Source organism: Flavilitoribacter nigricans DSM 23189 = NBRC 102662 (assembly GCF_002646595.1).
Classification (GTDB): domain Bacteria; phylum Bacteroidota; class Bacteroidia; order Chitinophagales; family Saprospiraceae; genus Flavilitoribacter; species Flavilitoribacter nigricans.
Window position 1 is genome coordinate 16,914 of record NZ_PDUD01000003.1, and the last position, 11,925, is coordinate 28,838.

Genomic DNA, 11,925 nt, shown 5'->3' on the forward strand with positions numbered 1-11,925 from the left:
TTTTTTCTCGAATTTAACAAATTATTTCAAAATAGAAATATTTTGTTTCAATGATTTCAGTATGCTGCTTCGCACCCGTTTGGCTCCAACCCCCAGTGGTTACCTTCACCTCGGCAATGCACTGTCGTTTGTGGTGACCTGGGCGATAGCGCGGGCACGGGAAGGACAAATCTTACTTCGTATTGATGACCTGGACGCCGGCCGGCGCCGCCCCGAATATCTGGAAGATATTTTTCGCACGATCGAATGGCTGGATATCGACTTTGATGAGGGCCCCGAAGGACCGGACGATTTTTTGGCTCAGTACTCCCAACAACTCCGGCTGCCCCAATACCACGAAGCCCTCCGGCAACTGAAAGAACAGGGACACCTGTACGCCTGCACCTGCTCCCGCAAAGAGATCCGCCAACTCAGTACGAACGGGAATTATCCGGGAACCTGTCTGAAGCAGGGCAAAGACTTCGATGCACCGCGAACCGCCTGGCGCGTTAAAGTCGGTCCAACAAGGGAAGTGACTATCCCCGGGTGGAAGCGGGGGATTGAAAGCATTGACCTGGGTCGGGAAATGGGCGATTTTGTAGTCCGGCAGAAAAATCGCGCGCCCGCTTACCAGATCGCTTCGCTGGTAGACGACGAACACTGGAAGATCAATTTTATCGTGCGGGGGCTGGACCTCCTGCCTTCTACGGGAGCGCAACTGTACCTGGCCGATTTGCTGGGCTACGAGCAATTTACGCAAGCGACGTTTTGGCACCACGATCTCATCACCGGCGAGGATGGGCAGAAGTTATCTAAATCAGCGGGTGCGGATGCCCTTAAGACCTGGCGGGAAGCAGGAAAAACTCCTGGCGACATTTTTCAGATTGCGGCCGACTGGCTGGGAGTTACCGAAGGGTCCATCCGGACTTCTGCGGAACTGTTGGCGGCGGTAAAAGACCAAAATTTGTAATCACCGTATGGCATAAAAAATGGCGCCATTGATCCGCTGAAAACACAGGATCAATGGCGCCACCTTTTAAAATTTTCTTTACCGCAGAAACGGTTTTAACGTACCAGGCCACCCGTCAGGCGGATCAGTTCCGTTTCCGTCAGTTTCACATTGTAGATAGCGTTGAGCAAGGCCTGATTGGCGTTGATGTATCCCAACTGGATCGTCCGGTAATCAAACGAGTTGATGAGACCGCCCCGAAAACGCTCTTCGGCAATCTCCAGGTTCCGGCGGGCATTGTCCGCCAGCTGCTGGGTCACCCGTACGAGTTCTTTCTGGCTCTCAAAAGTCGCCAGACCGTTTTGCAACTGCAAATTCAGATTGCGTTTGGCCTCTTCAATATTGAGTTGGGCAATGAGTTCTCCGGTTTTGGCATTTTCCACCTGCTTTCTGCGCACTCCACCGTCAAAAATATTGTAGGTAGCGCTCAGGTTGATGAAGGCCGAGTAGTTAGAGCTACCGATCCCACCCAGGTCACGTTCGTTGCCGTCGGAGAAAGTACCCGTACCGAATACGGTTTTGTTCAGGTTGTAATTTGCGCCTCCCCGCACACTTACGGTCGGTGATTTAGTCGCTTCCTGTAAAAGGGTATTGGTATGAGCGAGCTCCCGGGCCATCTGCAGATTCAGAATAGACTGGTTATTCGCCAACAGGCGGGTTTGCATGGCTTCAAATTCATAAGCGGGCAATTCGCGGGTCAGCGTATCGGTCAGCGTATAATTGGTGCCGAAAACGTCTATTCCCATGGCCAGGTTCAGGGAGCGCAGGGCATTCTCATAGGTATTGAGCTGCACGATATAGCTGGTAGAGTCATTCAGGTAGGCATCCTGGGTTTGCAGTACATCGAAAGTACCGGCCTGCCCGTATTCCCGCCGTACTTCCTGGTAAGCCACCCGGTCGCGTGAAAGATCGAGTACTTCCATGCGCACATCCAGTTGCTCTTTCTGCACCAGCGCCGCGTAGTAGGCCTGAATGATGGACTGGATGGTATTTTCCACCGCCAGCTTGGTAGAGATCTCACTCATTCTTTCCTGCTGCTCGAGCTGGTCTTTGGTGAACCGCACCCGGTAGCCGTCAAACAGCACCCAGTTGGCTTCAATGCCCGGGCCCAGCCCCGTACCGAACTGCGACAGTTCCCGCAGGAAAGACGCGGGGTTTTTCGATCCGCTGTAGGTGTTGTTGTTATTCAGCGTCAGGTTGATGGTGGGGTATTTACCCGCTACACCCCAGTCGTTCAGGTTGGCCGCCTGCTCTTTTTCCAACTGCCGGATCTGGATCTGATAATTATTTTTCAACCCGATCTCGATCGCTTCCGACAAGCTGAGGCTCGTCTCCTGCGCCCGAAGCGTGCCCGCCGCCAGCACACTGCCGAAGATCATCAGTGCGGCTAGTTGGTGAATAGGTCGAACCGTGGTGACCCTATTTCGTAGATAGCTAATCATGTCTGTTGGTTATTTCGAATGTTTTTACACAAATTTTTTCTCGAAGGAAAAACGCTTCAGATAAAAATTATAAAAGAAGATCATCCCCGAGGTCATCACCTTCGCCAGATAGTGGTTGTGTTCCAGAAAAGGAATTTTAACCAAAGTGGAAAAGATGAGCGAACTCAGCAGCAAGCCACCCAGAGAAAAACCCATCGCCATAGCGAATACTTTCATCACGGGCCGCTTCAGCTTGAATACGAAAAAGCGCTGGAGGAGAAAATTGGCGATCATGGCAATGCCGAAACTCATAATGTGTGACGTCGTCTTTTCAAACGCGAAGGCATATATGAACAGCGAATAAAGTCCATATTCAAATAGCGTTGCCACGAGACTTGCAGTAGCATACTTGCCCTTGAGCAGGAACAATTTGCTCACTTTGCTCTCTCTCCAGTTTATCATTTCTTACTTGGCTTTTTGGGTTTTAAAATATTCCCGCACCTGTTGCCAGTTGTCTACTCGCGTAAAGCGGTCTTCATGGATGTTGTGCGAAGCCGTGAACAGCAAGCCGGTCCCCTGGAAACTTTCCAGATTCCTCACATGGTCATCGATCATGTAATCGGCGCGAATAATACTCTTATCACCACAAAAAACGAAATTCTTCCAGTGCAGGAAAGGAAAATGTTCCTGCAACCAGTCGTACTTGTCTTCGAAAGAAGAACGGAACTCCATCGCCGCGGTGGTAATGAAGATTTCGTGATCTTCCATCAGTTCGCGGATCACTTCCTGACTGTCGGGCATCACTTCCAGATCCCGGAAGAATCCTTTGTCGTGCAGAAAGTCCCGGATGTAGCGTGTCTCATCACGGGTCTCGTAGATCTTTTGCCCCCAGTAATCGTCGCGAGTGATCTTTTCTCCAAATTCACGTTCGTAGATCTTCTGAAACTTCGGTTCAATGTCGGCCATCACTTCGTCCATGTCAATGGCTATACGTGGTTTCATCATTTAGGTTCTATAATTTGCTTGTTCGTGTAAAGATGGCGCAAGGCCGAAAAAATAGTTTTGCAAATACATTCTTTTGCAGTGCGGCGGCCAACATTTACCATTCCCAACCAACAGTATCAGGAAAACCACATCTTTTCATTTATGTAGGCCATCGGCCCTTCCGGACCGCCGGCCTACATAAGGTAATAACACATCATCTATTCGTGTGCGTTCACTCGACCTCCTGCAATTCTTTGGCAGCCGGTTCCACTTCGGTGTAGGTCGGCTTTTTCGCATTCCAGGCGTAAGCAGTATATACCTTGATCCGGTTGTTGATGATCAGCATAGCCGGCAGTACCAATAAAATGATGAACGTAATGGCCAGTAGTCCGAAAGAAACGGAAATAGCCATCGGGATCAGGAACTGAGCCTGCAGACTTTTCTCCAGCAAGAGCGGAGCCAGTCCGGCAAAAGTAGTCAGCGATGTCAGAATGATCGGCCGGAAACGACTGAGACCGGCATCGTATAGTGCATCCATCTGTTTTTGCCCGTCGCGGATGTTGTCATTATAGGTAGATACGAACACCAGGGCGTCGTTCACCAGAATACCGACCAGGGCAATAAATCCGAGAATGGAGAAGAAGCTGATCGGTTTGTCGAGCAGCCAGTGTCCCCAACCCACTCCGATCAAACCGAAGGGGATCAGCAGAAAAACGGCAATGGTCTGGTTGATGGAACGGAACGTCAAGGCGATCACGAAGAACATCAGCGCCAGCACTACGGTGCCGACCGTTTGCAGTGACTTGGCCGATTTTTCCTGCTCCCGGTTCTGGCCCTCAAATTTAGCCTGTACTCCGGGATAGTCGACCAGGATCGACGGCAGGATCACTTCCTTCAGGTTGGTGGTGAGATCGCTCACGGATACATTATCGTTCGCGACATCAGCCTCTACTTTCACTTCCCGTTTGCCGTCCAGGTGATTGATGTTGATCACGCCCCGGTCGATCTCCAGGTTCGCAATCTCACTAAGCGGGTATTCCCGGCCGTCCAGAAAGCGCACGCGCATATCCTGCAATTGGGTAATATCCTTCCGGTCTTCCTCATCGTAACGCACCCATACGCGTACTTCGTCGCGGCCGCGCTGCAAACGCTGTACCTCGCTCCCGAAGAAACCGCTCCGCACCTGCCCCAGCACTTCCTGCAGGTTCAGCCCCAGATAGCGGGCTTTGTCCTTCAGGCTGATATTGATCTCGCGCAGGCCTTCCTGGTTGTTGTCCACTACATCCGTGAGTTCGGCCAGTTGCTGCATCTCGAGCTTCACGGCTTCAATGGCCTTCTGGAGTTGCGGATAGTCTTCACCGACCAGCGAAATGGAAACGGGTTTACCGAAAGCGGACTGCGAACCGTAGGTTACTACTTCCGCCTGTGGGATCGTTCCGGCTTCTTCCCGGATCGCATTGATCACGTCGCGCACCTTCATCGGATCGCGATTCTCACCGTCCAGGATCGCCAGGTCAATTGATCCGCGGAAAGTAGAAGGACCGATGGTCATTTGTATGCGTTCGATCGCTTCTTTTTCACCGTTGAAAAATTGCTGACTCAGCTTTTCATTTGCCCGCTTGGCGGCATCTTCTATGTGGGTCAGCCACTTCTCGGTGACCTGCTCGCGGGTACCCGCCGGCATCTGCAGCGTAATATTGATATTATCCCGTTCGATGACCGGGAAGAAAGTCGTACGGATGATACCGCCACCAATGGACCCGATGGTCAGGATCAGGGCCGCTACCGCAATACAGATGGTCAGGAACTTATTCTGCATGGAGAATCGCAGCGCGGGCGCATACAGCGTATCGCGCATGAAATTCATCAATTTATCCAGGTTCCGCTGTACGGCATTGGGCTTGCGGTCTTTACTCAGGGCCTTGGAATGGGCCACGTGGGTAGGCAATATGATGGCGCCTTCCACCAGCGAAAAGACGAGCGAAAAGATCACCACAATGGACATTTCCGCGAAGAAATCCCCCAGGTTACCGTCGATAAACAGGAAGGTAGAGAACGCAATGATGGTGGTAATGATCGCCGCAAATACTGCGGGCAATACCTGCATAGTACCGTTCAGAGCCGCCTGAAAACGCGGCACCCCTTTTTCGTACTGCTGGTAGATATTTTCCCCGATCACAATACCGTCATCCACCAGGATACCGATCACGATGATCATACCAAAGAGCGAGATCACGTTGAAGGTAATGTCCAGCAGATTCGCCACCACGAACATACCGGCGAAGGAAATGGGGATGGCCAGCGCCACCCAGAAGGCCAGTCGCCAGTGAAGAAACATCGCCAGTAGTATCATTACAATGATGAAACCCTGCACCCCGTTTTTGGTGAGCAGGCTCATCCGTTGCTGCAGGATCTCCGAACCGTCCCGGATGATCGTCGCCTGTACAATATCGTTGCGCTCGTTGAAGCCTTCAAGGTAGTTGCGTACATTTTCCGCAACGGTAAGCAGGTCCTCTTCGAGCGTATTTTGAACGGTCACGATCACCGAAGCATCATCGTTCAGGAAACTGCGGTCCGGATTGTCGGCCCATTTATCCCGGATATCGGCGATCTGATAAAGACGGACCACACTGCCGTCCGCCGTGGTTTTTACGATAATATCACGCAGGCCGTCGGCGTAGTACTCCTTATTGCGGGCCCGGATCAGCAGTTCTTCTTTTTCGCTTTTCAGCGTACCGCCGGTGATGTCCAGGTTCGCGGCGCGTATCGCCTGTGTAGCCTGTTGGAAAGTCATATTATAGGAGCGCAGGTCCCTTTCGCGGAAAGCGATCTCGATCTCTTCATCCGGAAAACCGCTCAGCTCCACCTTGGAGATACCATCGATGGCGCGCAGATCATCCTCCACTTCCCGGCCGTAGCGTTTGAGGGTACGCAGGTCCACATCGCCACTGAGTGCGAAATTGATCGCGAAGCCCAGGAATTCCTGTTTATACACTACCGCCGGCTCCATGCCCACCGGGAAGGAATTGATGCGATCCACCGCGTTTTTCACATCCTGCAGGATCACGTCGGTATCGTATCCTTTGAATACTTCTACCATAACGGTCCCGCTATTTTCACTACTCACCGAAGTGTAACGCTCCACACCGGTAAGCCCTTTAAGATTCTCTTCGATCTTGCTGATCACCCCTTCCTCGATCTCTTCGGGTGAAGCTCCCGGATAGACGATCTGAATGGAAATAATGCGGCTTTCCACTTCCGGAAAGAAAGTAGATTTGATGCTGAACATACTGACTACGCCCAGTATCAGCAGGCCAACCATCAGCAGGTTGGCCGCCACACCGTACTTAATAAAGTAATTGATAAAACCTCTCATAGGTTAGTTTTGATAAGCGTCATTAGTCAAGAATTACAGCGAACCCACGGCGTTAACCGAAGTCTGTCCGCTGCTCTGATCCCCTTGTGGTCTCACTTTCATCCCGTCAAAAGCATTGGGGAAAAGCTCCCGCAGCAACTGTGCCCCTTCCGGTATACCCCGAACGATAGCGGCATCGGATGTGATCTTCACCACCTGTACCGGTTCCAATTCCAGAGTGCTGTCGCGCACTACGTACACCGCCCGCTGATCGATGAGCAGATCGCGCGGGATGCGCACGGCATCGGCGATGCTGGTAGCGGCGATATCTCCGCGGAGGTACATGCCTTCCCGGAGGTTTTGTCCGCTTACGCTAATGAATACCTTCACCGTCTGGGTACCCGCATCCACCTGGTTGTTGATCCGTTTTACGCGGCCACTCCATTCGCCGTCGAGGTCGTCGGACAGCAGCGTGACCGTATTCCCGGTCTTGATGTATTTCAGATCGCTGAGCGGAACGGTTACCTGTAGTTCGTAGTTGCCCGTATTCATCAGCTCTCCCAGTTTCTGTCCGGCGCGAACTACTGCTCCCGGGTTGATACTGGTCTGGGTGATCACCCCGCCGAAAGGAGCCTGGATCTCGTATTTGTCCAGCCGTTCTTCCTGGCTTTTAATATTGTAGTATTGGGTATAGAGATTGCGGGAAGCAATGAAGTATTTTTCCTGATCGTTGAGTGGATCGGGCATCGGCTTGATGGCTGATTCCGGCTCGAAGTTGTCCAGGTATTGCTGCCAGTGGGCGAAACTTTCCGGATAGTCCACTTTCAGGTCCGGCATCAACTGCGTAATGGCGTTAAGCAGGCTGCTTTTCTGGGCCAGGAGGGCCAGGTGAGCTTCCGAGTTGTCGATCTTGATTAGGATTGCTCCCTGCGGGAAATAGGTTCCTACCTTAAAGGGACGGGAAGTTGAGACCAGCGCACCGGTGACTTCGGAGAAAATATCGATCTTGTCAAACGCCACCAGTTCTCCCTGTACGCTGAGCGTAGTAGCCACTTCTTCGACCGTTGCGGGAAAGGTACTGACGGCCGGCATGGCCCGCACTTCTTCTTTACGCGGAGGCTCGGGTTTTTCTGCGGTCAGTTTTTTAGCCATCACTACGGCGATCACCAACAGTATAACTCCCAGAATGATCCCCAGTCGGCGAAATAATAGTTGTTTATCCATAAATGGGTGATTTCAAAATCTTAAAATAAAATTTCGACAAAGTTGCATGTGCAACTATTTTATTAAATTTTTATACAGCCTAGCCAGCACATCTTTGCATACCCGGAGTTCTTCCGGGCTAATGCCGTCGGTAGCTCCGACCGTGGCGTGCTCTGCGTAGGGCAGTAAACGATGTTCCATTTCTTTACCTTTATGGGTAAGATAGATCCGCTTGTTTCGCTTATCCGAACGGTCCGTTACCCGCACTACCAGATTTTCCTGTTCTAAGAAGTTCAAAGTGCGGGTAATAGTTCCCTTATCCTTGATCGTTGAGACGGCCAGATCCTGCTGGCGAACCCCGTCCTGAACCCAGAGATCCACCAGAACACCGATATGCGTGGTCTGTAGTATCTGCGGGCCTCCTTCCTCTTCCAGCTTTTTCCGCACCTCATTGCTCAGTAAGCGGCCTACCCGATTGGTGAGGAATACCAAAGAATCGTATGGATCTGACTTTATCGTCATGTATTTCTGAAATTGTCTTCCGGGGTAAAGAAAGTTTTACCGACCGCTAAGTTGTGGCGAGTTACTCAATAGCCACGATCCAGGGTGGTGCAAACGATCCGCTTTACCCGATTTACCTGCCTAATTATTAGTTGCACTTGCAACCAAAAACACACGCTCTCCCGAATAGTTTAACCACAGGCATTAATTTTTTAAAAACTTTTTGCCTCCCGCCGGGAACTACAAATCAGTTGGCAACCTTCAATGCTATAGGTTTACTATCTTTGCGCCAAAATTGACATTGTGATACGGTGATGCACCAGATTACCTTTTACCGTATCAACGCATATACAAATCAAGGTAAGACATGAAAGTATCGCTCAATTGGTTGAAGGACTATATAGACGTACAACTGGACCCGGAAACAATTTCTGAGACACTGACCGGCACCGGACTCGAAGTGGAAGGCATGGAGGAAGTGGAGAGCATCCCCGGTGGACTGAACGGCGTGGTAGTTGGAAAAGTGGTAGAATGCGGCCAACACCCCAATGCGGACCGCTTGTCGCTGACCAAAGTCGATATCGGCAACGGTGAACCGCTGTCCATCGTGTGCGGAGCGCCCAATGTAGCCGCCGGCCAGAAAGTAATGGTGGCCACGGTGGGAACCACCCTGCATCCGATCGAAGGAGATCCGCTTACCCTGAAAAAAGGAAAGATCCGCGGCGAAGTATCGGAAGGTATGATCTGTGCCGAAGATGAACTCGGTCTGGGAGTGGACCACAGCGGCATCATGGTGCTGCCCGAAGAGACACCCGTAGGCCAGACTGCGCGCGATTACTTCAATATCCAGACCGATTACATTTATGAGATCGGCCTGACGCCCAACCGCTCGGATGCGACTAACCATATTGGGGTTGCCCGCGACCTGGCAGCGGCCCTGAAGATCAATCACGATCACGACGGCAATCTGAGCTGGCCTTCGGTGGAGGAATTCAAGATCGATAATAATGAACTGCCGGTAGAAGTGGTGGTGGAAAATACCGAAGCCTGCCCACGTTACACCGGCGTCAGCATTGAGGGCGTTACGATCCAGGAAAGTCCGGACTGGCTGAAGCAGCGCCTGCTGGCCATCGACGTACGCCCGATCAACAACATCGTAGATATCACCAACTTCGTACTGCACGAACTGGGGCAGCCGCTCCACGCCTTCGATCTGGATGCCATCAACGGACAAAAGATCATTGTCAAGACCCTGCCGGCCGGTTCGACTTTTGTTTCCCTGGATGAGGTAGAGCGCAAACTGGACGCGGAAGACCTGATGATCTGCGACGGCGACTCAAACGGTATGTGTATCGGCGGGGTGTTCGGCGGGATCAACTCGGGTGTAAAGGATACGACCCGCAATATCTTCCTGGAATCCGCTCATTTCGATCCGCAGTACATCCGCCGCTCCAGCATGCGGCACAACCTGCGCACCGACGCCGCCAAGGTCTTCGAAAAAGGCAGCGATCCCAATATTACGCTTTATGCGCTGAAGCGGGCGGCCCTGCTGATCAAAGAACTCGGCGGCGGTACCATCGCATCGGAGATCGTGGATATTTATCCCAACCCTATCAGCGAAAAAGAGATTGAGGTAGCCTACAGCTACGTCAATGACCTGATCGGAGTGGAGATCTCCCCCGAGAAAGTGCGGGCCATCCTGGAAGCCATGGAAATGACCGTGGTCAAGGAAGACGAGGATCGCTTCACCGTTTCCATCCCCACCAACAAAGCGGATGTACTGCGGCCCGCCGACGTGGTGGAAGAGATCCTGCGCATCTTTGGGTTCAACAATGTGCCCATCGCCAATCAGATCCGCAGCGCGATGGTGATCTCGCCGAAACCGGATCCCGGTGTGGTGAAAAACGCGATCGGCGACCTGCTGTCGGCTAATGGCTTTTTTGAGATGATGGGACTGTCCTTGTCCGAATCCCGCTATTACCGGGACCTGCTGCCGTCCATTCCGGCGGAAAAGCTGGTCTACATCAACAATACGTCCAATGTGCAGTTGGACATCATGCGTCCGTCGATGGTTTTCAGCGGACTGGAAGCTATTCTGCACAACCAGAACCGCCAGCGCTCCGATGTCAAGCTTTATGAATTCGGCCGGTCTTACCAGGCTGATGGCGAAGGGTTCGAAGAGATCAACCACCTGACCCTCTTCCTGAGCGGCCAGCGCTATCCCGAAAGCTGGCTGAATACGGATAAGTCCGAGATGAGCTACTATACCCTCAAAGCCTACGTCCGGCAGGTGCTGGAACGCGTGGGCCTCGACCGCTACCAGGAAACCGATCTCCAGGATGAGACCTTCCAGTACGGACTGCGTTACCATCGCGGTCCGCAGGTGATCGTCGAATTTGGACGCCTCAGTGGCCGGCTGGTGAAAGGCATGGGGATCAAACAGGCCGTTTATTACGCCGATTTCAACTGGGATACCATCCTGAAAAGTCTGCGCAAGCAGGATGTATCCATGCAGGAACTGAATAAGTATCCCCGGGTACGGCGCGATCTGGCCCTGGTCGTTGGTAATTCGGTGAAATTTAATGATATTGCATCCATCGCTAAGCAATTGAGTAAAAAGATCTTGCGGGAGGTTAACCTGTTCGACGTTTACGTCAATGAGGAACAGTTGGGCGCCGATAAGAAATCCTACGCGGTGAGCTTCGTTTTCGAGGATTATACCAAGACGCTAAAGGACAAGGAAATTGATAAGGTGATGGAACGTCTGATTAAGACCTACGAAACACAACTAGGTGCACTGATCCGGCGTTAATTGAAGAAGATCTTGAACGATCCATCCCAGAACTTAACTATAAGACATGAATTTGTCTGAAAAAATTGATAATATTGAGCTAAAAATCCGCCAACTCGCCTTAAAAGTAGAGCGATTGCGGAAAGAAAATATTGATTTAACCGATAAAAATGAGCAACTCAAAGCCGAATTGGACAAACAACAAGGGGCGGTGAGTGCGCTAAAAGATAAACTAACTAAAACGCAGGGGGTGCTGGAAAGACGGGAAGTGAATGAGACAGAGCACACCCAACAGCTGAGAGGACAGCTCGATCAATACATTAAAGAGATTGATAAATGTATTGAGTGGTTACAGAACAGCTAGGCATGGAAGGGAAGCATAACAAACAGATAACCGTACTGATCGCAGGCCGACCTTATCCTTTGAAGATCAAAGAAAATGACGAGCCTACGATCCGAAAAATCGTCAAGGAAATTAATGATAAGATCAATCAATTTCAGTTGACCTATTCGAACAAGGACAAGCAGGACTGCCTGTCCATGGCTATTCTTACGTATGCGGTAGATCTACATAAACTTATGCAAACCAGCCAGCCTAACGTTCCGGACCCGGAATTGGATAATAAGCTTAACCAAATTGACGAGCTCTTAGATAAGTTGTTGGTATAATTTTGCGGTACCA

The 11,925-nt window shown here is 51.3% G+C and carries 10 protein-coding genes; 4 read left to right on the top strand and 6 right to left on the bottom strand.

Translation table 11 applies throughout. The features are described from left to right. Positions 1-61 precede the first annotated feature (61 nt). On the top strand, positions 62-949 hold the full coding sequence (locus CRP01_RS03120) for a glutamate--tRNA ligase family protein (RefSeq protein WP_222845651.1): 888 nt from the start codon (positions 62-64) through the stop codon (positions 947-949). Between the two features lie 95 nt (positions 950-1,044). Here CRP01_RS03120 and CRP01_RS03125 read toward each other — a convergent pair whose 3' ends face one another. The 6 genes from CRP01_RS03125 to CRP01_RS03150 form a co-directional block, all read right to left on the bottom strand. Further along, positions 1,045-2,430, bottom strand: a complete 1,386-nt coding sequence (locus tag CRP01_RS03125) for a TolC family protein (RefSeq protein WP_099148541.1) — start codon at positions 2,428-2,430, stop codon at positions 1,045-1,047. Between the two features lie 24 nt (positions 2,431-2,454). Beyond that, positions 2,455-2,871 carry a GtrA family protein gene (locus tag CRP01_RS03130; protein WP_099148542.1) on the bottom strand — a complete coding sequence of 139 codons (417 nt, stop codon included), beginning with the start codon at positions 2,869-2,871 and terminating at the stop codon, positions 2,455-2,457. A gap of 3 nt (positions 2,872-2,874) precedes the next feature. Then, positions 2,875-3,414, bottom strand: coding sequence for a 5' nucleotidase, NT5C type (locus tag CRP01_RS03135; RefSeq protein WP_233752615.1), 540 nt, complete (start codon positions 3,412-3,414; stop codon positions 2,875-2,877). Between the two features lie 211 nt (positions 3,415-3,625). Then, entirely contained in the window at positions 3,626-6,769 is a 3,144-nt protein-coding gene (locus CRP01_RS03140) for an efflux RND transporter permease subunit (RefSeq protein WP_099148543.1), read from the bottom strand. A gap of 33 nt (positions 6,770-6,802) precedes the next feature. Continuing rightward, positions 6,803-7,972: an efflux RND transporter periplasmic adaptor subunit gene (locus CRP01_RS03145; protein ID WP_099148544.1), complete on the bottom strand. Its 1,170-nt coding sequence runs from the start codon at positions 7,970-7,972 to the stop codon at positions 6,803-6,805. Positions 7,973-8,026: 54 nt separating this feature from the next. Then, complete coding sequence (locus CRP01_RS03150; RefSeq protein WP_099148545.1) at positions 8,027-8,473, bottom strand: MarR family winged helix-turn-helix transcriptional regulator; 447 nt, start codon at positions 8,471-8,473, stop codon at positions 8,027-8,029. A 346-nt stretch (positions 8,474-8,819) separates the two neighbouring features. Here CRP01_RS03150 and pheT point away from each other — a divergent pair, with 346 nt between their 5' ends. Genes pheT through CRP01_RS03165 form a run of 3 tightly spaced genes read left to right on the top strand, consistent with a single transcriptional unit; the run spans position 8,820 to position 11,912 of the window. Then, positions 8,820-11,264 (top strand): phenylalanine--tRNA ligase subunit beta, encoded by a 2,445-nt coding sequence (pheT, locus tag CRP01_RS03155; protein ID WP_099148546.1) that lies wholly within the window; start codon positions 8,820-8,822, stop codon positions 11,262-11,264. 46 nt (positions 11,265-11,310) lie between these two features. Next, a complete protein-coding gene (locus CRP01_RS03160) occupies positions 11,311-11,607 on the top strand; it encodes a hypothetical protein (protein WP_099148547.1) in 297 nt (98 codons plus the stop codon). Between the two features lie 2 nt (positions 11,608-11,609). Continuing rightward, positions 11,610-11,912: a cell division protein ZapA gene (locus CRP01_RS03165; protein WP_099148548.1), complete on the top strand. Its 303-nt coding sequence runs from the start codon at positions 11,610-11,612 to the stop codon at positions 11,910-11,912. Positions 11,913-11,925: the final 13 nt, after the last annotated feature.

Bases quoted from the DNA above. Each gene is read 5' to 3' on its own strand.
- CRP01_RS03120 (WP_222845651.1), top strand. From the start codon at position 62: ATGCTGCTTCGCACCCGTTTGGCTCCAACCCCCAGTGGTTACCTTCAC.
- CRP01_RS03125 (WP_099148541.1), bottom strand. From the start codon at position 2,430: ATGATTAGCTATCTACGAAATAGGGTCACCACGGTTCGACCTATTCAC.
- CRP01_RS03130 (WP_099148542.1), bottom strand. From the start codon at position 2,871: ATGATAAACTGGAGAGAGAGCAAAGTGAGCAAATTGTTCCTGCTCAAG.
- CRP01_RS03135 (WP_233752615.1), bottom strand. From the start codon at position 3,414: ATGATGAAACCACGTATAGCCATTGACATGGACGAAGTGATGGCCGAC.
- CRP01_RS03140 (WP_099148543.1), bottom strand. From the start codon at position 6,769: ATGAGAGGTTTTATCAATTACTTTATTAAGTACGGTGTGGCGGCCAAC.
- CRP01_RS03145 (WP_099148544.1), bottom strand. From the start codon at position 7,972: ATGGATAAACAACTATTATTTCGCCGACTGGGGATCATTCTGGGAGTT.
- CRP01_RS03150 (WP_099148545.1), bottom strand. From the start codon at position 8,473: ATGACGATAAAGTCAGATCCATACGATTCTTTGGTATTCCTCACCAAT.
- pheT (WP_099148546.1), top strand. From the start codon at position 8,820: ATGAAAGTATCGCTCAATTGGTTGAAGGACTATATAGACGTACAACTG.
- CRP01_RS03160 (WP_099148547.1), top strand. From the start codon at position 11,311: ATGAATTTGTCTGAAAAAATTGATAATATTGAGCTAAAAATCCGCCAA.
- CRP01_RS03165 (WP_099148548.1), top strand. From the start codon at position 11,610: ATGGAAGGGAAGCATAACAAACAGATAACCGTACTGATCGCAGGCCGA.